At 54.6% G+C, this 21,513-nt stretch carries 19 protein-coding genes; 11 read left to right on the forward strand and 8 right to left on the reverse strand.

The annotated features are described in order from the left end of the window. Positions 1 to 14 precede the first annotated feature (14 nt). Both hutC and hutI read right to left on the reverse strand, forming a co-directional pair. Positions 15 to 776 carry a histidine utilization repressor gene (gene hutC, locus OES20_11070; GenBank protein MDH3635237.1) on the reverse strand — a complete coding sequence of 254 codons (762 nt, stop codon included), beginning with the start codon at positions 774 to 776 and terminating at the stop codon, positions 15 to 17. After that, a complete protein-coding gene (gene hutI, locus OES20_11075) occupies positions 773 to 2,002 on the reverse strand; it encodes an imidazolonepropionase (protein ID MDH3635238.1) in 1,230 nt (409 codons plus the stop codon). Before hutI ends, hutC begins: the two co-directional genes overlap by 4 nt. Before the next feature lie 77 nt (positions 2,003 to 2,079). Between hutI and OES20_11080 the strand changes: the two genes are divergently transcribed. The 6 genes from OES20_11080 to OES20_11105 are packed head-to-tail and all read left to right on the forward strand — an operon-like array spanning position 2,080 to position 8,550. Further along, on the forward strand, positions 2,080 to 3,444 hold the full coding sequence (locus OES20_11080; protein ID MDH3635239.1) for a formimidoylglutamate deiminase: 1,365 nt from the start codon (positions 2,080 to 2,082) through the stop codon (positions 3,442 to 3,444). A gap of 11 nt (positions 3,445 to 3,455) precedes the next feature. Further along, the gene (gene hutH, locus OES20_11085) at positions 3,456 to 5,003 is read left to right on the forward strand and encodes a histidine ammonia-lyase (protein MDH3635240.1); all 1,548 of its coding nucleotides are present in this window, start codon (positions 3,456 to 3,458) and stop codon (positions 5,001 to 5,003) included. Then, on the forward strand, positions 5,000 to 5,782 hold the full coding sequence (gene hutG / locus OES20_11090) for an N-formylglutamate deformylase (protein MDH3635241.1): 783 nt from the start codon (positions 5,000 to 5,002) through the stop codon (positions 5,780 to 5,782). Before hutH ends, hutG begins: the two co-directional genes overlap by 4 nt. Before the next feature lie 10 nt (positions 5,783 to 5,792). After that, positions 5,793 to 6,404 carry a YrbL family protein gene (locus OES20_11095; protein ID MDH3635242.1) on the forward strand — a complete coding sequence of 204 codons (612 nt, stop codon included), beginning with the start codon at positions 5,793 to 5,795 and terminating at the stop codon, positions 6,402 to 6,404. A gap of 25 nt (positions 6,405 to 6,429) precedes the next feature. Continuing rightward, positions 6,430 to 7,794 (forward strand): FAD-binding oxidoreductase, encoded by a 1,365-nt coding sequence (locus tag OES20_11100; protein MDH3635243.1) that lies wholly within the window; start codon positions 6,430 to 6,432, stop codon positions 7,792 to 7,794. Positions 7,795 to 7,806: 12 nt separating this feature from the next. Next, positions 7,807 to 8,550: a sulfite exporter TauE/SafE family protein gene (locus OES20_11105; GenBank protein ID MDH3635244.1), complete on the forward strand. Its 744-nt coding sequence runs from the start codon at positions 7,807 to 7,809 to the stop codon at positions 8,548 to 8,550. A 72-nt stretch (positions 8,551 to 8,622) separates the two neighbouring features. Here OES20_11105 and OES20_11110 read toward each other — a convergent pair whose 3' ends face one another. After that, positions 8,623 to 9,486: a phytanoyl-CoA dioxygenase family protein gene (locus tag OES20_11110; protein ID MDH3635245.1), complete on the reverse strand. Its 864-nt coding sequence runs from the start codon at positions 9,484 to 9,486 to the stop codon at positions 8,623 to 8,625. 55 nt (positions 9,487 to 9,541) lie between these two features. Then, entirely contained in the window at positions 9,542 to 9,931 is a 390-nt protein-coding gene (locus OES20_11115; protein ID MDH3635246.1) for a hypothetical protein, read from the reverse strand. 99 nt (positions 9,932 to 10,030) lie between these two features. Between OES20_11115 and OES20_11120 the strand changes: the two genes are divergently transcribed. Both OES20_11120 and OES20_11125 read left to right on the forward strand, forming a co-directional pair. Continuing rightward, positions 10,031 to 10,663, forward strand: a complete 633-nt coding sequence (locus OES20_11120; protein MDH3635247.1) for a 2-hydroxychromene-2-carboxylate isomerase — start codon at positions 10,031 to 10,033, stop codon at positions 10,661 to 10,663. Between the two features lie 97 nt (positions 10,664 to 10,760). After that, positions 10,761 to 12,926 carry a YgiQ family radical SAM protein gene (locus OES20_11125; GenBank protein ID MDH3635248.1) on the forward strand — a complete coding sequence of 722 codons (2,166 nt, stop codon included), beginning with the start codon at positions 10,761 to 10,763 and terminating at the stop codon, positions 12,924 to 12,926. A 3-nt stretch (positions 12,927 to 12,929) separates the two neighbouring features. Here OES20_11125 and OES20_11130 read toward each other — a convergent pair whose 3' ends face one another. Continuing rightward, positions 12,930 to 12,986, reverse strand: coding sequence for a DUF3833 domain-containing protein (locus tag OES20_11130; GenBank protein MDH3635249.1), 57 nt, complete (start codon positions 12,984 to 12,986; stop codon positions 12,930 to 12,932). On the opposite strand from OES20_11130, the gene OES20_11135 reads away from it, so the two are divergent. Then, positions 12,967 to 13,164 carry an FAD-binding domain-containing protein gene (locus OES20_11135; GenBank protein MDH3635250.1) on the forward strand — a complete coding sequence of 66 codons (198 nt, stop codon included), beginning with the start codon at positions 12,967 to 12,969 and terminating at the stop codon, positions 13,162 to 13,164. The two genes, OES20_11130 and OES20_11135, sit on opposite strands and share 20 nt — an antisense overlap. Positions 13,165 to 13,183: 19 nt before the next feature. Here OES20_11135 and OES20_11140 read toward each other — a convergent pair whose 3' ends face one another. After that, positions 13,184 to 15,718, reverse strand: a complete 2,535-nt coding sequence (locus OES20_11140; protein MDH3635251.1) for a serine/threonine-protein kinase — start codon at positions 15,716 to 15,718, stop codon at positions 13,184 to 13,186. Between the two features lie 426 nt (positions 15,719 to 16,144). On the opposite strand from OES20_11140, the gene OES20_11145 reads away from it, so the two are divergent. After that, on the forward strand, positions 16,145 to 18,016 hold the full coding sequence (locus tag OES20_11145; GenBank protein MDH3635252.1) for an MFS transporter: 1,872 nt from the start codon (positions 16,145 to 16,147) through the stop codon (positions 18,014 to 18,016). Between the two features lie 227 nt (positions 18,017 to 18,243). Then, the gene (locus tag OES20_11150) at positions 18,244 to 19,737 is read left to right on the forward strand and encodes a CoA-acylating methylmalonate-semialdehyde dehydrogenase (protein MDH3635253.1); all 1,494 of its coding nucleotides are present in this window, start codon (positions 18,244 to 18,246) and stop codon (positions 19,735 to 19,737) included. Between the two features lie 73 nt (positions 19,738 to 19,810). On the opposite strand, the gene OES20_11155 is transcribed toward OES20_11150, so the two are convergent. Continuing rightward, the gene (locus OES20_11155; protein MDH3635254.1) at positions 19,811 to 20,518 is read right to left on the reverse strand and encodes a 2OG-Fe(II) oxygenase family protein; all 708 of its coding nucleotides are present in this window, start codon (positions 20,516 to 20,518) and stop codon (positions 19,811 to 19,813) included. Between the two features lie 41 nt (positions 20,519 to 20,559). Then, positions 20,560 to 21,474: a hypothetical protein gene (locus tag OES20_11160; GenBank protein ID MDH3635255.1), complete on the reverse strand. Its 915-nt coding sequence runs from the start codon at positions 21,472 to 21,474 to the stop codon at positions 20,560 to 20,562. Positions 21,475 to 21,513 lie beyond the last annotated feature (39 nt).

Here is a 21,513-nt window from a genome sequence, read left to right on the forward strand (position 1 = left end):
CTCATGTAAGGCTGCTAGCGCAGCTGGTATTCGGTCGTGGCATACCGCGCTGCGAGTTCGTAGCGGTCGCCGGGGTAAGTTAACCTCACGTAGGTGACAACCTGGCCATTACTCCAGGTACGTCGAGTCAGTTGCAGGCAGGGTTCCCCGTTTTGCAACGCCAGCAGCTCGCGCACGGCCTGATCGGGAATCGCCGCGCGCACGCGATGCTCCATTTCATCGGGTTTGAACTGCTGTAACAGGTAGGCGGTGGCCGTCATAACGGTAAAGTCCTGATCGATGAACCCTGGCATGACCGCCGGGTTGACATAGCGCGATTCGAGCTGAATCGGCAGGCCATCCTGGTGGTGCACGGCACGCAGGTAATAGACCTGGCTACCCGTGGGCAACTCCATCTGTGCAGCGACATCGGGTGATGCGCTAACAGCCTCGAGATCGAGCACCTGCGAACTGTGGCGTTTGCCATCCTGCGCGATTTCGAGCGCAATATCCTGCAACTCGATCAGGCTCGCGTGTCTCGGGGCCTCCGCGACAAACGAACCCAGCCCATGCACACGCTTGATCAGGCCCTGCTGGGTCAGTTCACGCAGGGCCCGGTTGATCGTCATTCGGCTCACGTCGAGCGCGGCCACGAGATCATTTTCCGAGGGCAGTTTTTGCCCCGCGACCCAGTCACCGCTTTCGATACGCCGTTGAATGGTTTTCTTGATCTGTTGGTAAATAGGCTCGGGCGAAGCCTTGCTGATATCGTCGAAACTGTCCAGAATCGCATTCATGCTGTCACCAGACGGTTACGCTCGCGCCACTGGCCGGCCTGCATGACTGCGCGACAGGGATTCATGCCGACGCGGTAACTGAGTAACGCTGGTCGATCGACATCCCAGATCACGATGTCGGCCTGCTTGCCGATTTCGAGCGAGCCGATCTCGCCTGCCATGCCCAGGGCCCGTGCCGCATTCAGGGTTACCCCGCGCAGGGCTTCAGCCGGGGTCAGTCGAAACAGGGTGCAAGCCATGTTCATAATCAGCAATAACGAATGCACCGGCGAGCTGCCCGGATTGGCATCGCTTGCCAGTGCAATCGGAACCCGTTGCTCGCGTAATGCAGCGATCGGGGGAAGCTGCTGTTCGCGCAGAAAATAAAATGCGCCCGGTAACAGGACGGCGACAGTTCCGGCCTGCACCAGGCTTGCCACATCGTCGCTGTTTAAATACTCGAGATGATCGACCGACAGCGCACCCAGGCCGGCAGCCATCGCGGCCCCACCCTGGGCGCTGAGTTGTTCGACATGCGCTTTAACCGGCAAGCCCAGTTCCTGTGCCCGCACCAGTACGCGCTCACCCTGCGCCACGCTGAACGCGACCGATTCGATGAAAACATCGACCGCATCGACCAGACCCTCGGCATGGGCACGCGGCAGCATTTCATCGCAAACCAGCGCGATGTAGTCATCACTGCGTCCTTTAAATTCGGTCGGTAGCGAGTGGGCCCCGAGGAAAGTTTTGCGGATACGTAGCCCAAGCTCGGCTTCCAGCTGGCTGGCGACACGCAGCATCTTGATTTCCGTGTCGCCGTCAAGACCATAACCCGATTTGATTTCGAGCGTCGTCATACCCTCGTCCATCAGCTGCCGCACTCGCGGCAATGCCTGTTCAAAAAGTTCATCGGCGCTGGCGGCTCGAGTCGCCTTAACGGTCGAGGCAATACCGCCACCCGCAGCGGCGATATCGGCATAACTCGCACCCTCGAGACGTTGCTCGAATTCATCGGCACGATCGCCGCCATAAACCACGTGTGTATGGCAATCCACCAATCCCGGGGTCAGCAGGCGGTTTTCGCAGTCGATAATCTCGCAATCAGAGGTTTCCGGGCATGCTGTCATCGGCCCCAGCCAGGCGATCTGGTCATCCGCGACCAGCAGTGCAGCGTCGTCACGCAGGCCGTAACCGGACTCATCATCGACACAGGCAAGGGTTGCATTGGTAAACAAGGTTTGAGACATTAACGATATCATGCGCTATACTTGTATATACAAGTATGTTACGTTGGTTGCTGCGTTTTTGCAAGGCGGGTTTGGATATGACAGGCAAGATCTGGGCTAACTCGGCGCTGCTGGCCAGCGGCTGGGCTGACTCGGTCGAAATTGGGATTGATGTGGATGGCAATATCGCATCGATTTCAGCGGATACAGCCTATTTCGACGGTGACAAGGTCGAAATCCTGGTCCCGGCTATTCCAAACGTGCACTCGCATGCGCACCAGCGCGCCATGGCCGGCCTGGGTGAACGGGCAGGTGATACGCCCGACAGTTTCTGGACCTGGCGCCAGGTTATGTACCACTACCTGGAGCGCATCGAACCCGACCACCTGTTCCACATCGCGGCCCAACTTTACCTCGAAATGCTCAAGGCCGGATACGGCTGCGTCGGTGAATTCCAGTACCTGCATCACGATCTCAACGGCAAGGCTTACGACAATCGTGCCGAAATGAGCTTGCAGTGCCTGCAGGCGGCACGGCAGGTAGGCATCGGATTTACCGGGTTACCGGTACTGTATCGATATGGCGGTTTCGGTAGCGCGACCGCACTCGACGGGCAAAAACGGTTTCTGAACGACGCCGACGGGTTTAGCGAGATCGTGAAATCACTGCAGGCAGCGGTTGTCAGCGATGCGAATTGCACGGTTGGTATCGCACCGCACTCGTTGCGCGCGATTAATCGCGAACTGCTGGACGAGGTTATCGCATCACTCGATGGTCTCGCCGCCATTCATGTACACGTCGCCGAGCAAACCAAAGAAGTCGACGATTGCTTTGAATGGTCCGGTCTGCGTCCGGTCGAGTGGCTGTTCGAAAACTTTAATATCGACAAAAACTGGTGCCTGATCCATGCCACCCATATGAATGATCACGAAACCACAACCATGGCAAACAGTGGTTGTGTCGCCGGGCTGTGCCCGACTACCGAGGCCAACCTCGGTGACGGATATTTCAACGCGCGCGAATATTTTTCACAGCAGGGTTGCTGGGCCATCGGATCCGACAGCCACATTTCGATTGATCCGGTGGAAGAACTGCGCTGGCTCGAGTACGGCATGCGGCTGCAAACCGGCAGTCGCAATGTGCTGATATCTGACGCAACCGCCAACACCGGGCGTAACCTGTTCGATAGTGCACTCGAAGGCGGCGCCCGTGCCTGTGGTCGCGACATTGGCCGCCTCGCGGCGGGCAGTCGTGCCGATTTCGTGGTGCTGGATCACGATCACCCTCGCCTTTACGGGCGCACCAGGGACAACTTGATCGATAGCTGGATTTTTTCCGGTAATTCAAACCTGGTGCGTGATGTTTATATCGGCGGCAAAAAACTGATCGATCAGGGTCATCACGTCGACGAAGAGAACATCGAAAATAACTACCGAACCGCACTTGATCAACTGGCAAACTGAGGGCAAACGAATTGGCTAAACCGCTGTTGTTGACTCCTGGCAAGGCACGTCTCGCTGACCTGCTCCGGGTTTATCGGAAAAATGTAAGCGTGCGTCTCGACGAATCCTGTAAACCTCGTGTCAATGCCGCTGCCGAAATTGTCGCCCGGGCCGCCGCCTCTGATGAACCCGTTTACGGCATTAATACGGGTTTCGGTAAACTCGCCAGTACTCGAGTCCCCGCGCAACAGACATCGAAGCTGCAGCGTAACCTGGTCCTGTCGCACTGTTGCGGGGTAGGTGACAACCTGCCGCGCGAAGTGGTGCGCCTGGTTATCGTATTGAAAATGCTGTCGCTGGGACGCGGCGCATCCGGGGTACGCTGGAAAATCATCGAGCGCCTGCAAACCCTGTTGCAACTGGACCTGATTCCGTTGATCCCGGCACAGGGATCGGTCGGTGCATCGGGTGACCTGGCCCCGCTCGCGCACCTTACCGCGGTCATGATCGGCGAAGGCCACGCCCAATATGAGGGTAAGGATATGCCCGCAGCAGAGGCGTTGAAGGCGGCCAAGCTGGAACCGATTAAGCTCGGCCCCAAGGAAGGTCTCGGCATGGTCAACGGCACCCAGGTATCGACCGCCCTTGCCCTGGCCGGTTTGTTCGATGCCTGGAGCCTTGCACAAACGGGATTGATTTCCGGGGCAATGACCACGGATGCATTGATGGGTTCGACCCGACCATTCCGCTCCGAAATTCATGCCCTGCGCGGCCAACAGGGTCAAATCGATGCCGCGTTAAGCTTGCGTTCGTTGCTCGAAGGATCAGCGATTCGCGAATCTCATCGTGAAGATGACAAACGCGTACAGGACCCTTACAGCATCCGCTGTCAACCGCAGGTCATGGGTGCCTGCCTCGACCAGTTCCGGCATGTGGCCCAAATGCTGGAAACCGAGGCAAACGCAGTCACCGATAACCCGATTGTCGTGATCGAGGATGCTTCGATACTGTCCGGTGGAAATTTCCACGCCGAACCGGTCGCGTTCGGTGCCGACCAATGTGCACTTGCGATTTCAGAAATTGGTTCGATTGCAGGGCGTCGCATTGCCACCACGGTCGACCCTGCGCAAAATTTTGGCTTACCGGCATTTGTTTCGCCCGATCCGGGTCTTAATTCGGGTTTCATGCTGGCCGAGGTCACGGCTGCCGCTCTGATGGCCGAAAACAAGCAGCGCGCCGCACCCTGCTCGATTGATTCGACCCCGACCAGCGCTAATCAGGAAGACCATGTCTCGATGTCCTGCCATGCAGCCAGGCGACTGGGTGAAATGAATCGCAATCTGGCACATATTATTGCCATCGAGTTATTGATCAGCGCCCAGGGTATCGAGTTCCGCGCACCATTAAACACCAGCGAGCGACTGCAACAGGTGATCAGGAAAATCCGCACGCACGTGGCAGCGCTCGAGGACGACCGTTACCTTGCCGATGATATCACCGAGGTAAAAAATCTGGTCGTGGATCGCATTATCATCGCCTCGCTGGGGGAAATCGGTTTGCTGCCACAGCTCGATCCATGAAACCGTTCGTCAAGCCCGGCAGCAGCCCGTTACTGCTGGCACAACCGCATGGCGGTATCGGGATTCCGGACACAATCCTGGTTCGCCTCAACACCGTCGGCCACGCTCGTGCTGATACCGACTGGCATATCAGCCACCTCTACGACGACCTGCTTCCGAATGCCACCGTCGTCAGCACGCCGGTGCATCGCTACGTCATTGATGCGAATCGCGACCCTGCCGATGAGTCTCTTTATCCGGGGCAGAACACGACCAGCCTGTGCCCGACGACCACCTTTGACGGGACCGAAATATACCGCGACGGACAGGCGCCATCGAAGGACGAAATAAACGAGCGCCAGCAGCGCTATCACCAGCCTTATCACGACGCGTTGCGCGGGCAACTCGAGCGCATACACCAGGCGCATGGTTACGCCATACTTTACGACTGCCATTCGATTCGTTCACAGCTACCCTTCCTGTTCGAGGGCCGTTTGCCTGATTTCAATATTGGCACCAACAGCGGCGGCAGTTGTGATCCGGCAATCGCGTCTGCGGTGCAAGCCAGGTGTACGCGAGCCAAGCAATACAGCAGCGTTTTGAACGGCCGCTTCAAGGGTGGCTGGACCACGCGGCACTATGGCGATCCCGGGCGCGGATTTCACGCGATCCAGATGGAACTGGCGCAATGCAATTACATGATCGAGGAGGCACCGTGGCATTATGTTGATGACAAGGCCCGGAAGCTTCGTGTTATTCTTGGCGATATCCTGCAAACCTTGATTAAAATCCTGGACTAGATCCCCAACCATGCTGCAGATCAACTCAGACCCTATCGGCAAGGGCAAGGAACGTGCGTGTTATGTTCATCCCGAGGATCCACGCAAGGCGATCAAGATTTCAACGGGAAAAGTCAGCGCGCAATCCAGACGTGAAATCAAGTTTTATCGCAAGTTACAAAAACGTGGCGGGGTTGTTGACGAGCATATTCCGAATTTTTATGGCCTCTGTGAAACCAATCTCGGCCAGGGCATCGTGGTTGACCTGATTCGTAATTACGATGGTGAAATCTCAAGGCCGCTGAACTGGTACCTGGCCCAGGGTTTTCCCATCGGGGAATTCGAGCCTTACCTGGACGAACTGAAAAGCTCGTTTCTGCAAAACCTGATCATCTTCAATCACGACCTGACCATCGGTAACCTGCTGGTGCAGAAATCCTCCGCAATCAAGGTCCGGCTGGTCGCGATCGACGGGCTTGGTGACGTGATCGCGCTCGACTGGCTGGACTATTTCCCGTTCCTGGTGCGCCGCAAAATCCGGCGTCGCTGGGCACGATTTATCGCCCGCGTTTATCGCACACAGGAAGTCCGCTCACAGCGGGAAGCGATGGATACCGGGTCAGCGCCCACCAACCAGCAGTAATCCGCGACTACCAGGCAATTCTCCTGTGAAGACATTATTTCATCCGAGCCTTTATCAGTTTGACCAGCCACAACCCTCGTACTGGGAAGCGACTGCGGGCAAATCAGACTTGAAGGCTGAAGCGCTTTCGGGCACGCAAAGCTGCGATGTGGCAATCATCGGGGGCGGCTATACCGGGCTTTCTGCAGCACTGCATCTGGCGCGTGATTACAACATTGACGTGCGCCTGCTTGAAGCCGGCCATATCGGCTGGGGCGCTTCGGGACGTAATGGCGGCTTTTGCACCACCGGCTCTACCAAGGTCCCGCTAAAAGCACAGTTAGGCAAATTCGGCGTCGAGCAAACCCGGGGCTTCTACCAGAGCCAGGCCGAGGCGGTCAACCTGGTGCGCGCACTCGGTGAGGAAGAGAATATCGACTACCTGCCCCAGGGAGACTGCGAGTTTATTGTCGCCGACAGCGATGCACATTTTTCAGATTTAGAGCAGCAGGCCGAACTTGAACAAACACTGCTTGGCCTTGATGTTACCACGCATAGCCAACAAGAATTCCGCGAGATCGGGTACGACTCACCGCATCAACACGGTGCGATCGCGATAAGACCATCGTTTGCACTGCACCCGTTACGTTATGCCCGCGGGCTTGCCGCCGCTGCCGAACGCAGGGGAGCACATATCCATGCACATAGCGAGGTACTGCACTGGCACAAGCAGGATGGCAGTCACTTGCTCGAAACCGCCGACGGGAGCCTGTGTGCCGGCCAGGTTATTCTGACGGGCAATGGTTTCATGCCAGAGCATTTGCACACTGGTGTACAGGGCAGGCCACTACCCGTACAAAGCGCCATCGTTGTAACCCGATCCATGAGCGAGTCCGAGCTAAACGAAAAAGGTTGGCATACCGAGAATCCAACGATTAATTCGAAACACATGTTTTTCTACTATCGCCTGTTGAGCGACGGTCGTTTCATGCTCGGTGGCCGGGCCAATCATATTGGCGACCCCGCGGGTGCCGAAACGACCTATGACGAACTCAAGCAATCAATCGCAGGCATGTGGCCGCAGTTTGCCGACATCGAATACACTCATCAATGGCGGGGACTGGTATGCTTTACCCTTAACCTGCGCCCCTCGATCGGCAGGATGCCTGAAGACAAATCAATTTACTTCGCTTATGGTTACCACGGTAACGGCGTCAACAGCGCAACCTGGAGCGGTCGCGAACTGGCTGAATGGCTCGCCGGGAAAAATTCAGGGAAGAACTTACTGCCGATGCACTTACCCGCCATAATGCGAGGCCGTTCACCTAAATTTCCGCTCGCTTTTTTACGCCGGCAGTATGTGCGCGCCGGCCTGCGCTTCTACAAGTTGCGCGATTGGCTGGATTTTTAGCAAACGCACCGAATGGATTTTCTCGAGATCAATGCAAGCGCTGAACCGGGTATGGTATTTATTGCCCTCGTTGCGTTCGGTGCTGGATTGATCCGCGGTTTCACCGGTTTTGGTGGCCCCGCGTTTATGCTCGCCATACTGACCCTGTTTTTTACACCCTACAGCATTGTATCGAAAATCCTGGTGGTCGATTTCATCGCCAGCGTCTACCTGTTCAAGGTGGTTTACCGCCAGATCGACTGGCGTGCGACTGCCTGCATGGTGGCGCCAACCCTGGTGTTTATGCCGCTGGGTCACTGGCTGCTTATCGAGCTTGATCCAGTCTGGATGAAGCGGGCCATGGCGCTGATTATTGCGACCGCCTGTGTGATGATGCTGGTCGGATTCCGCTATAAGCATCCGATGACAACTTCATGGTTGATTTTTGTCGGCATCTGCGCCGGTATTGTTTTTGGAGGATCCTATATCGCGCTGGTAGCCGTGGTCTTTATCCTGCTCGGGCCTTACGACAAGCACCAGGGGCGTACGCTGATTATTTCCTGGTCTTTTTTTACGGTACTTGGTTTTGCTCTGATTTCTGCGCTTAGCGGTACTACGGGAATCGATGATGTCATCGCCGCGGCGCCCGGAGCGGCAACCTATTTACTCGGCACCTGGGTGGGCTCGCACGGGTTTCGAAAATCGAGTGAAAAGCTGTTTCGCCGTGCCGCGATTGCAACCTTGCTGGCATTATCGCTGGTTAACATGGTGAGCTAAAAGGCATGGTACCGGTAATAATGGGAGCTTCCGCCTACGACACGAAACGGACTCTCACAGATCATATTTAATTCAATTTTTCCTGGCTTGCTGCTCAAAAAAAGAAGCCCCCCTGGGTACTTCGGGAAACATCATTGCGTACTCGCTACAGCGTACCCGCCCTGTGGATTTGCCACGAACTATTTCATACATGTATGCGCTGGGAATATGATTGGCCTGTAACGGATAGGTATCCTCTGCAGTGTATTCGCAAATAAATAACGTGCGCGGTTTTTCGGAAAGGTTGGGCGCAGAACCGTGCAGAACCCGGGTGTGCATCAAACAAGCAGAGCCCGCTGGACCATAGCATGGAATAGCCTGCGATTTCATTTCAGAGACAACTGCGTCGGACACTGCACCCGTGAATACACCCTTGTGCCAGTGTTCGTACAATGGACCTTTATGCGTACCGGGGACTACTTCCAGCGGGCCATTTTCTTCCGTGACATCGTCGATGAAAAAGAGCACCGTTATCATATCGTCATTGGTGTGCGGTTCGAAGAGAAAGTCCTGGTGATATTTTATCTGGGTTGCGGCACCCGGTTGCTTGGAATTTATTTTGGCATTTTCAAATTTTATATTTGGACCCAAAATATCAACCACCGCATCAAGCGCGTGATTGTTCCGCATAAAATCAAGATAGGTCCCGGATATCTCGATAGGTGAAGCGATGCGACGCAGTGCCGGATTGTCGGCGGAATGCCCTGGTTCGATGTCAAACCGTGGGCGATTGTCATAAGTTTCTCCGTAAGGCTCGCTAAAGTTTCTACTTTCTTCTTTCCACTGCTCGAACTCGTTCTGCATCTTGTGCAGTTTGTCTGTCGGGACGACGTTTGCCAGGAATAAAAACCCGTCCCGATTAAACTGCTTTACTTGTGATGCTGATAATGTAGCCATGTGTTTATGCACCCCCAAAGATCAATAGCGCGGGCTTGCCGGCTGCATGCTCTTGTCAGGCCTCAGACTTGTTTCCAGAACGGCCAAAACGAAGGTGCAGCATCAGCATGAGACCGCCATACACCAGACCAATGATCCAGTAGCTCGATTGGGCAGAAACCTGGCCACCGGTTTGCATCTGCATCCAGGCGTTTGCGTTCTCCAGGATATAAACTGTTACCAGGCCGCAAATGCCGGAGACTCCGATAAGAAGCTGGGTCGACGCATAACACGAGAGTTTACGACTTAGCCACAGTACCGTGCCAACGGCATTTGGAATAGCGAACAACAGAACCACGAACATGCCGGTAGGAAAATCACGAACCGCGGTTAGTAGGCCCGCTACGATAATCCACACCGTCCCACCGAGTTGCCCTCCAAACCAACCGCCAATATTCCAATTCATGTCATCTCCCTTCTGAGGCCTGACAGTAGCATTATAGTTTAATTAACCGGCAGACCATTTATTATGATGAAACATACGTCTTGCTGTGGTGGACAAACAATGAAAAAAATAGACTGGTATTTTGATTTCATCTCTCCTTTTTCCTATCTGGCGAGCGAGTCCCTTCACCGTTTTCCTGCCGGGATTGAGCTGCGACCTTGTCCGGTACTGTTTGCCGGGCTGCTGCAACACTGGCAAACCCGGGGACCAGCGGAAATCGCGCCAATGCGTCGCTTTACCTTCCGCCACATTCAGTGGCTGGCCGATAACAACAATCTCCCGCTCACCCCGCCACCGGCGCACCCGTTTAATCCTCTCAAGCTGTTGCGTCTGTGCATCGCGCTCGGTAGCGAGCCTGCAATCGCACAAAGACTTTTCCGCTTTGTCTGGGCTGAGGGGCGATCTTCAGATGATCCGGATCATTGGCAAGCGTTGCTTGCGGAACTGGGCGTGGATAATGACGAAGCCCGTGTTGCAACACCCGAGGTCAAGTCCCGGCTCAGGCAGAATACGCAGGCCGCGATCGACAATGGTGTGTTTGGTGTGCCGAGCTTCAGGGTTGATGACGAAATATTCTGGGGCTTTGACTCCATCGATTTCCTGCTTGCCTATCTCGATGAACCAGGATTGTTACATTCACCGGGCATGCAGGCCGTAGATGATATGCCGGAAGGTCCTGGCCGCGCGCTTTAGGTCGCAGGGATTTCGGAATCGCGTCGCCAATAACGCGAGACTCCTCAACAATACCGGTTTATTCAGGTAGAATGCCGCCCCTACCCGCGGAATGCCCATGCAAATCGAACTGAGCTCCCAGGCCCGTCCCCTGAACCAGTACCCACTGTACTGGGCGGAATGCTTTGGCATGGCGCCATTTTTACCGATGTCACGCGCGGAAATGGAGCAGCTCGGATGGGATAGCTGCGATGTCATTGTCGTGACCGGTGATGCCTATGTCGATCATCCGAGTTTCGGCATGGCAGTTATCGGGCGCCTGCTCGAAGCCCAGGGGTATCGCGTCGGTATCATCGCACAACCTGACTGGCATTCTGCCGAACCATTTCAAGCGCTCGGTAAACCCAACCTGTTCTTCGGTGTCACTGCCGGCAACATGGATTCAATGATTAATCGCTATACCGCGGATCGAAAGATTCGCAGTGACGATGCTTACTCACCGGGCGATATCGGTGGCATGCGTCCCGACCGTTGCTCGATCGTATATGCCCAGCGTTGTCGTGAAGCTTTCACCGACACACCGATTGTTATCGGCGGTATCGAAGCCTCGTTGCGCCGCATCGCGCATTACGATTACTGGCAGGACAAGATCAGGCGCTCGATCCTGGCCGATGCGAAGGCGGATATTCTGCTCTACGGCAATGCCGAGCGCGCCATCGTCGAAATTGCTTACCGCCTTGCAAACGGCGAGTCAATCGACAGCATTACTGACGTGCGCGGAACCGCATTTTTCGTCAGGAACTTGCCAGCCGACTGGACCGTCATCGACTCGACCAACGTGGACAAACCGGGACGGGTGGAAAACCCGTCAAATCCCTACGCGATCATCGATCAATCGGTCTGCGATACCAGTCCGGACAATGACCAGGCACCAGGTGCCGATATCAGGCTGCAGGGCAAGCTCGCGCGCGTACAGCAGAAACTCGAACAACGCTTTAAGACCGTGGTGCGCCTGCCCTCGTATAACGATGTCAGTCGCGACCCGATACTTTACGCACACGCAAGTCGCGTGCTCCATCTCGAAACCAATCCCGGCAATGCGCGCGCCCTGGTGCAAAACCAGGGTGGCCAGAAGGTCTGGTTCAATCCACCACCGATACCGCTTACGACCGAGGAAATGGATTACGTGTTCGGTTTCGACTACGCGCGCATACCGCACCCGGTTTACAGGGACGCACGCATTCCGGCCTACGAAATGATTCGCTTTTCGGTCAATATCATGCGCGGCTGTTTTGGCGGTTGCACCTTTTGTTCGATTACCGAACACGAGGGCCGCATCATCCAGAACCGCTCGCAGGAATCGATCCTGCGTGAAATCGAGGTCATGCGCGACAGGGTTCCGGGGTTCACCGGCGTGGTTTCCGACCTCGGCGGACCGACCGCCAATATGTATCGTATCGCCTGCAAGTCGAAGACCATTGAGACGGCCTGCCGCCGACCATCCTGTGTGTACCCGGGAATTTGCGAAAACCTGAATACGGATCACTCAGCCCTGATCGAGCTTTACCGCAGCGCTCGCGCCATCGATGGTGTGAAGAAGGTTTTGATCAGTTCCGGTTTGCGCTATGACCTCGCCGTAGAGTCTCCTGCCTACGTCGAGGAACTCGTCACCCATCACGTCGGTGGTTACCTGAAAATAGCACCCGAGCATACCGAGCAGGGTCCGCTTTCAAAAATGATGAAACCGGGCATGGGCAGTTACGATCGCTTTAAAGCACTGTTCGAAAAATACTCCAGCAAGGCTGGCAAGGAACAGTACCTGATTCCCTATTTTATCGCGGCCCATCCCGGTACCACCGATGAGGACATGCTGAACCTTGCGCTCTGGCTCAAGCAAAATGGATTTCGCGCGGACCAGGTGCAAAACTTTTACCCGTCACCGATGGCAACCGCTACGGCGATGTACTACAGCGGTAAAAATCCGCTCAAACGCGTGCGCCGTGATAGCGAAACCGTCGACACGCCCAGGGGGGAGAAACAGCGACGTCTGCACAAGGCTTTTCTGCGCTACCATGATCCGGCCAACTGGCCGATACTGCGGGCGGCATTAAAGCAAATGGGCAGGGAAGACCTGATCGGCAAGGGTAAGCATCGACTGGTTCCGGCCCATCAGCCTCGCAACACGTCTAGCTACCACAGCCCGCGGCGCAAGAACAGTTATCATAACCGTGCTAAAAAGGGCCGTATTCTAACGCAGCATACCGGCTTGCCGCCGCGCAAGTAGGGATTATTCTTTTTCGATAACGAGGATAATCTGGCCGACCTTGAATCCCCACTTGGTCATGATCGACTCGTTCAATAACACCTTGTCTGACACCAGATATCGCCACAATCCCTGGGAGGCGGGTGAGGAACTTTTGCAAACTGAAAGAATGAAACTCGGGGAGGACTATCCGCTGTCAATGCTCGATTTGAAGGTATCCCGCGAACGTGCGCTGGAGCGATTCAAGGCACTCGCTTAAAACCGAAAGACACCAGGCCTCAGGCGGCTTCCATTTCCCTAATGTGCTCCTGGCAGCGTTGCATCGAGTCTGCCATTTCCGCACCGCTTTCAAAACGATCCTGGGCTTCCTTGGCTAATATCTTGTCGATCAGGTTATTGACACAGTTCGGCAGGTCGGAACGGAAACGTCGTATATCGGGGTGCTGCTCATTGGCGATGTTGTACATCAGGTTGGCTATGGAGTCACCCTTGAAAGGCAGTTCGCCGGACAACATCTGGTACATCATTACACCCAACGAAAAGAGGTCTGCGCGCCCGTCAACTTTCTTGCCCGCGAGCTGTTCCGGTGACATATAGTAAGGGCTGCCGATGACGGTACCGGTCTTGGTCTTGCTCGCATCGGTGAGACAGGCAACACCGAAATCGGTAATCTTGGCAACGCGTTTTTCGTCATCATAGATGATATTCGCCGGCTTGATATCACGATGCACGACGTGTTGTTTGTGGGCATAATCAAGCGCCAGGGCGATGTTAATGATGATGTTGAAAACCTCGCTTACCGGCAATAATGTCTTGGGATTACAGTAAGCCGACAGGTCCTTGCCCTTGAGGTAATCCATCGCGATATAGGCGAGATCCTGCTCTTCACCGACATCGTAAACCGTAACGATGTTGGGGTGGTCAAGGCGTCCCGCGGCCTCGGCTTCGCGAAAGAAGCGAGTGCGCACTTCATCACGCATATCGTCTTCGATCTCGTCCGATATCAGCATGGTCTTGATCGCGACGGTCCGGCCTATTTTGTCGTCCTGGCCCAGGTAAACCATCCCCATCGCACCGCGTCCGATTTCGCTGTCGATTCGATAGCGCCCAAGCTTGGGCTTTTCGAGCGTGTCCGCACCGGAAATCAGGTTGGGACCTGGGCCCGTGGGATCTCGGCTACCGAGAACCACAGCGTTTGCGGCGTTTTCGTTTTGCTGGATGCGCTCGCTGACGTCATTGAATTTTTCATCGTGCTCGTGGATATACTTGAACACTGCCGCCGCCTTGTTGAACTGGCGTTTGCGTTCATAATCGAGACCGAGATTATATACCTGCGCGAGCAGTGGTTCATTCACCTCGCAGCGGCGATACTTGACAAATGCCTGATCCAGATTTCCCTGTGCGTGCAGCGATTGGCCGAGTTGATGATAGGCAATCGAAAGTTCGCCTCGTGCCAGACTTAAGCGCGCGTTTACGGACTGGCGGGCACCGAGAATCAGGTGCCCGATGATTAACAAGGCAACCGCGGACATCATCGGCAACCACATGGCCTGCGAGCTCATCAGCAAAAAGTGCGCATTGCATATCATCAGCGCGACAAAGAGGCTTAGAAAAAATGCCGTGTTGGCGCGGAAACGTCCCAGCACGAACATCAAATACAGTCCGACAAAAATGATGAGTCCACGTTGTGCCCAGGCAGCCCATTCGGGTAACAGGTATTGTTCGTTGTTCATCAGGCTGGAGACCGTATGAGCGGTTGCAAGAGTCGGTGAAATCGCCTGCCCGTCCGGCGTCAGACGTGGCTGCGTGAGGCGCGGTGAAGTCAATCCGACGATAACGATCTTGTCCTCAAAAACACTGTGGGCCACGCTGCCATCGAGCACATCGATGAGCGAATAAACCTTGAATGCAGACTTCCCGTTCTGGTCTTCATAAAAACGCGGGTAGATATTAAAGTCGATATCCGTGCCAAGATCTTTTCCTCTCAGCATCGGGCTGGCACTCCCCATGGATTCAATATGCTGCATTGACATTCCCTTGCTGCGGGTAGCAAGCATCAACGCAAACGACGGTAGAAAATCAGTACCATACTGCACGATCAGGGGCTCGCGATAGAAGCGCTCGATATTACTAATGACGCCAACACCCCCTGACTGTCTGGACAGGATTTCGATGGGCGGAAAGACTTCCGATGCCCGCGTAATTTTCGGAGTCGGCCAGCCGAAACCACGACCGGCATTACCGTTCCCGCTGACCTTGGGCAAGGTAAATTTCTGGATATGTCGGGGAAGCGAGGGGCTCAGGCCTGTGGGAGGATTCTCGGTCGGAATATAGGGCATCGCGAGCACAATTCGACCACCCGATTTGAAACTGCTGGCCAGGCTTTCATCACCCAGCAAAGTTGCTTCGGTTTTACCTAACGCCTTGTTAACACGGCGACTTAATTTCTTCTCTTTACTCAGGATAGCGCGCAGTTGGGCCAACGAGACCTTACCCGCTTCGAATTGCGGCTTATCGAGGGACATCGTAAAACCGACGACGCTGGGTTTGGCGATCGTCAGTAAGCGTGTGGTTTTTGCGAGGATATCGCGTGACCAGGGCCATGCCCCGATGGACTGTAGCGATTTATCGTCGATGGCGACAACGACAACGTCTTCGTGGGGTTCCTTTGATGCCGAAAACTTGGCCCCTAAATTGTAGGCCTGACGATCGAGCACAGAAAACCAGCCTGTTTCTGCAAGGCTCAGAAACAAGATGGTAATGACCAGTCCGATAAACCAGTCACGGCGTAAAAGGGTCTTAATTGAAGGCATTCAAGTTATGCTATTTTTTAACTACCCGGTTGTTTGTTGTCTTATAGTCTATTCGCATGGTATTTTCCGCCCCGATTGCATATCAAATGACAGCGGCCGGGCGGGCAAAGAAGCGCCTGGGGACAGTCAATCTGGGGCTGTTTTACCCATCCCGCTAGCATCATCGCAAAAACCCGTTAGCTTCGGTGCTGCGATAGGTAATAGCAGATGAATAGGCACTTGTCCTCAATGCTGTATTCAATTTGTGGCCCGATCGAAAATACTTCGCACAACCCCAGAAGTTTTACCGGTTTTCGACCAGTATTCTTTCTGACAAAGGGGCAGCCCCGGGAACATCTGAAGCCAGTTCAGGAATGCGCCGATCGAAGAATTAATTGCGCTGACCAGCGCATTCTTTTAGCCTTCTAGGCTCGATGTGAGCTCGTGATGCCTGATTCAATCAAGCTGCTGTCAACCCGGCGCTTTCGACCGTTCTTTCTGACCCAGTTGCTGGGTGCCTTCAACGATAACCTGTATAAAAACGGGTTAACGATATTTATTGCATTCCAGGCGGCGAACATATCCCAGCAACAAAGCAACAGCCTGGTCAATATCGCGGCCGGCTTGTTCATTCTTCCCTTTTTCCTGTTTTCAGCTATTGCCGGACAACTGGCTGACAAGCATGAGAAGTCGATGCTGATCCGGCGTATCAAGTTACTGGAAATCATGATCATGCTGCTCGGCGGGATCGCCTTCCTGATGCAGAGCCCTGAGCTGCTGGTGGCGATTCTATTTTTGATGGGGACCCAGTCTGCCCTGTTCGGACCCGTGAAATACAGCCTGCTGCCCCAGGCGCTAAAACCCGGGGAACTGGTGGGTGGAAACGCTTTGGTCGGGTTCGGTACCTTTGTCGCAATCCTGATGGGGCTCATTATAAGCGTCTTCGTGATTGGACTGGGTTACCTGGCGATGGCCATCGGCGTAGCCGTTACCGCCTGTCTCGGTTACTGGGCGAGCCGTGGCATACCGGTACTTCCCGCGGGTGATCCTGAACTGAAAATCAGCTTCAATTTAATCAAGCAGACCAACAGTATTCTGCGCGATGCCCGCGAAAATCTAACCGTATTTTACTCGGTGCTGGGTATTTCATGGTTCTGGTTTATCGGTATTACCTATATTACCCAGTTACCCAACTTCGTTCGTTATGAACTTGGTGCCAATGAACAAGTGTACATCTTGCTGCTGGCAATGTTTTCCGTCGGCATCGGTGCCGGCTCATTTTTATGCGAACGCCTCTCGGGCCGCATCGTCGAGATTGGCCTGGTGCCGCTCGGGGCACTTGGCCTGACACTTTTTGGCATCGATCTTTACTTCAACCAGGACCTGTCCCCCGGGGGTGAGTTGATCGGCCCTGTAAACTTTCTGGCGCAGGGCACAAGCCTGCGGGTGTGTTTTGACATTATCATGCTGGGTGTCTCCGGCGGCATTTACATCGTGCCACTCTACGCGCTGGTACAGCAACGCAGCCGACCCAAAAAGCGTTCCCGCATTATTGCCGCTAACAATGTCCTGAATGCGCTGTTTATGGTAATCGCTTCGCTGTATGGCCTGTTTGCATTGTCTGCCGGTGTCTCGATTCCGGTATTGTTTTTAATCCTGGCAATAATGAATGCCGCGGTCGCCATATTCATCTTTATGCTTGTGCCCGAGTTCATAATGCGCCTGTTGATATGGCTGCTGGTGCACACAATATACCGGGTTGATAAAAAGGAATTGGATAACATTCCCGATGAAGGGCCTGCGGTACTGATCTGTAATCATGTGAGCTTTGTCGATGCCCTGGTATTGGCCGGGTGCATCCGGCGTCCGATACGTTTCATCATGTATTACCGGATTTTCCAGCTGCCGGTTCTGTCATTTATATTCCGGACCGCAAACGCGATTCCGATTGCGGCTGAGCACGAGGACAAGGACATGATGGAGGGCGCCTTCGATCAAATCAGTGACGCGCTGCGGCAGGGTGAACTGGTATGCATTTTTCCTGAAGGAAAAATTACCGAAAGTGGCGAACTGGGGCCTTTCAGGCCCGGCATCAGTCGCATCCTGCAGCGCGACCCCGTTACGGTGATACCATTGGCGCTGCGCGGCCTTTGGGGCAGTTTTTTCAGTCGGGCTTATGGTAACGCGATGTCGCGGCTGCTTCCCCGCGGCATGCTGAGTCGCATCGAGTTGATTGCAGGTGATGCCATCGACGCCAGCGAGGTGACGCTTGACCTGTTGCAACAGCGTGTCGCCATCCTGCGCGGCGAGCGCCTTTAATCGTAGATCAACATTTGACAGTCTCGTTACTATTAACGGTATCAGAAAACGGTATACCGCTTCGATGTGCGCGACCTGGCAATGCCAGGGACTACATTTGCGCGCAAGCCGCGTACCAATAAAACTATTTTTTTGCATAAGCATCTTGTCTATAATGTCCGCCCTTTCTCGTTTTTACCCCTACAGGAACTATCATGAGTCAGCCAGCCGAAGCCATATCCTCAGACATTACCCAATTGAACCACTACGTTAATGGCGAGCGGGTCGCGGGCACCAGCGGGCGTTTCGGTGATATTTTCAATCCCAGCAAGGGCGTAAAGATCAGCGAAGTACCCCTGGCTTCGAAATCCGAAGTCGAGGCCGCGATCGAAGTTGCCCAGCAGGCATTCCCCGAATGGGCTGCGACTTCGGTGCTGCAGCGCTCACGCATCATGGCGCGTTACGTGCAGTTACTCTACAAACACCAGCATGAGCTGGCCACGCTGGTTTCGACAGAACATGGCAAAGTCATTGAAGATGCCATGGGGTCGGTATTGCGTGGTATCGAAGTCGCCGAATTTGCCTGCGGCGCACCCCATGCCCAGAAAGGCGAGTTTTCCGACAACGTAGCACGCGGCATTGATATCTATTCAATGCGCAAGCCTCTCGGTGTCGTGGCCGGTATCACCCCGTTTAATTTTCCGGCGATGATCCCTTTATGGATGGCCGGGATGGCACTGATTACCGGTAACACCGTGGTGCTGAAACCCTCGGAAAAAGATCCGTCTTGCCCGATCCGGCTGGCGGAACTGTTCCTCGAAGCCGGCGCACCTCCCGGCGTCTTTAACGTCGTCAATGGCGACAAGGAAGCCGTCGACACGCTGCTCAACGACGAGCGTGTCAAAGCCGTAAGTTTCGTCGGCTCGACCCCGATCGCCAGGTACGTCTACGCTACCGCCACCGCGAACGGCAAGCGCTGCCAGGCCATGGGCGGCGCCAAGAATCACATGCTGATTCTGCCCGACGCTGATCTCGAAGATGTCGCCAATGCGCTTATGGGTGCGGCTTACGGTTCCGCCGGCGAACGCTGTATGGCGATCTCGGTGGGGGTCTGTGTCGGTGACGAAGTTGCCGATCAGTTAATCGATATTCTAAAGCCGCGCGTCGAGGCGCTGCGCATCGGGCCGAGCCTCGATACCAATCTGGAAATGGGCCCACTGGTGACAAAAGAGCATCGTGAAAAAGTCATGAACTATATCCAGATGGCACAGGATGAGGGCTCACGCCTGGTCGTCGATGGTCGTGATTTCGTATGCGATGGCCACCAAGACGGCTTCTTTTTGGGCGGCTCGCTGATCGATAACGTTACCCCTGACATGCAGTCTTACCAGGAAGAAATCTTTGGCCCGGTCCTGCAGATCATGCGTGTTGGCTCGTTTGAACAGGGTGCCGCGCTGGCAACAGACCACCCTTACGGCAACGGTACTTCGATCTTCACCAAGAACGGCGCCGCCGCGCGTACCTTCGCGGATAAGGTGGAGGTCGGTATGGTTGGTATCAATGTCCCTATTCCGGTACCCCTGGCTTTCCACAGCTTTGGCGGCTGGAAATCTTCCGCTTTTGGTGACCACAACCAGTACGGTATGGAAGCATTGCGTTTTTACACCAAGGTAAAGACCGTGACCTCACGCTGGCTTGACAGCGGCGTCGATGCGGAATTCACAATGCCGGTATTGAAATAAGGTTGGGATTGTCTCAAGTCAGGGGTGCACGAATACATCCACTGATCCAGTTTACCCGGCAGGAATTTAAAGGCTAGTTGTTGAAACTGTAGTCGTAATTCTGCGTTCCGCTGGAATTAAATACCTGCGCATGAAACGAGACGATGACGCGGTCCTTCGCGCCATTATAGGGAAATGGCATATGCTTTATATGTGAAGGGAACACGCAGAGCTTGCCGTCTTCAGGGTAGGAATCCCAACTGCTATTGTGCAGATAGTAATTACCGTAGTCACCGAAGCCACCCGCCATGTGCTCTATATGTGGACCATAAAATCGGGTTGTCCCATTCGGCTGTGCGCCTCGATGAGATTCGGGTGACTTGCTGCAATCGCCCGATTGTACGTAGTAAACCCCGGACCAGGAACAGTTTCCATGCACATGCATTTCGTGGAAAGCATGATTGTTCGATATCTGAAACCAGAGGCCGGTAATGTTAACGCGCACCTTTTCTCGTGGATCCCACAGGCCCGCGTTAGCTTCTCTTGCGACCTCAACAATCCCCTGGCTGATAAACTCGGCGAGCTCGTTCAGCTCCTGGTGCAGGGGATACATTGCGAGCAGATCGTCACCACTGGCATAGGCATGCGCGGTACCGCGCTGCTCACGGTCACGATGCTCGTAAAATAAATCAAGCAAAGCCGGATTCACTTTTTGATAGTGGGCAAAACGCTTCGCCAGCAAAGTGGTCGGCCACAGCGTAATAACGTTCGGATTACCAGTTGTTTTGGTTTTTTTTGCCATTTCAGTCGATTCGTTTTCTATCGCAGCCAATTGACAGGGAATTATGGCAATGGTGACTGGCCATAGCGCTGGCTTTTTTCGATATAGGCCCGGGTACTTTTGGGCATCGGTACGCGGGCACTGGCAATATAGCTGATCAACTGTCTACCTTCCTGAATCAGGTCTCGCCCGTAAGCCAAGCGCATGCGCAACATTTGATCAGCCCCGTCTGGTATGCTCGGTTTGAAGGCATCAAGCTGTTCTCCGAGCGACACAAACTTGGGCCAGACCTGAAAATTAATCGGGTCCTTCTTCATGGTTTCCGCGGCCTGTCGCGCAGCCGTCGCATAGTCGATGATTAGCTCGTCCAGTCCCTCAAACAGGGGGCGGCTGCAAAACACGTCAATCATGCAGTTAGCAACGAGGTCGATTTCGCGCATTCCTTGCGCTATTTTAATGAATCGCGACTCGTAAAAATCCGCGATGGGCATCGTGAAAGCCTTGAATGGTTCGCCCCAGACCTCATCGATTCCCTCGCAACCGCTGTGATGCTTGACTTGCCGACCCAGCGTCAAGGCTTCCTGGAAACAGTCGCTGCACTGACGCATCAATTCGTTGTTTTCGCTGACCTGCACGCCGAGCTCGCCGAGGTCCACGATCGCGGTAAACAAATCGGTGGCCCTGTTGAAAAGCGCTCCAGCGAGCATGGCGGCATTCACCCGCTTGCGTCGCGGATCGATCTCGTTTTCATAGGCTTCGCGGGCATGTTCCAGGCTGTTACCGGGCGTATTTATGCCAGCTTCTGTATGATGAAACGCGCGCCGGGTAAGACTATCAATCAACCGCTTGCGATTGGCCAGCGTGTCCTTAAGTGGCGCATAGTGCCGAATCCAGTAACCATCGAAGAAAATATATTCGACGCTATCGACAATGCGGCGATCACCATTTCTAGGAGAACTTTCAGATGCGGTTTCCATTGGCCCCGCGAGCTTGTGCTGTCATAGGATGTCGGACAA

Source organism: Gammaproteobacteria bacterium, assembly GCA_029862005.1.
Taxonomy (GTDB): domain Bacteria; phylum Pseudomonadota; class Gammaproteobacteria.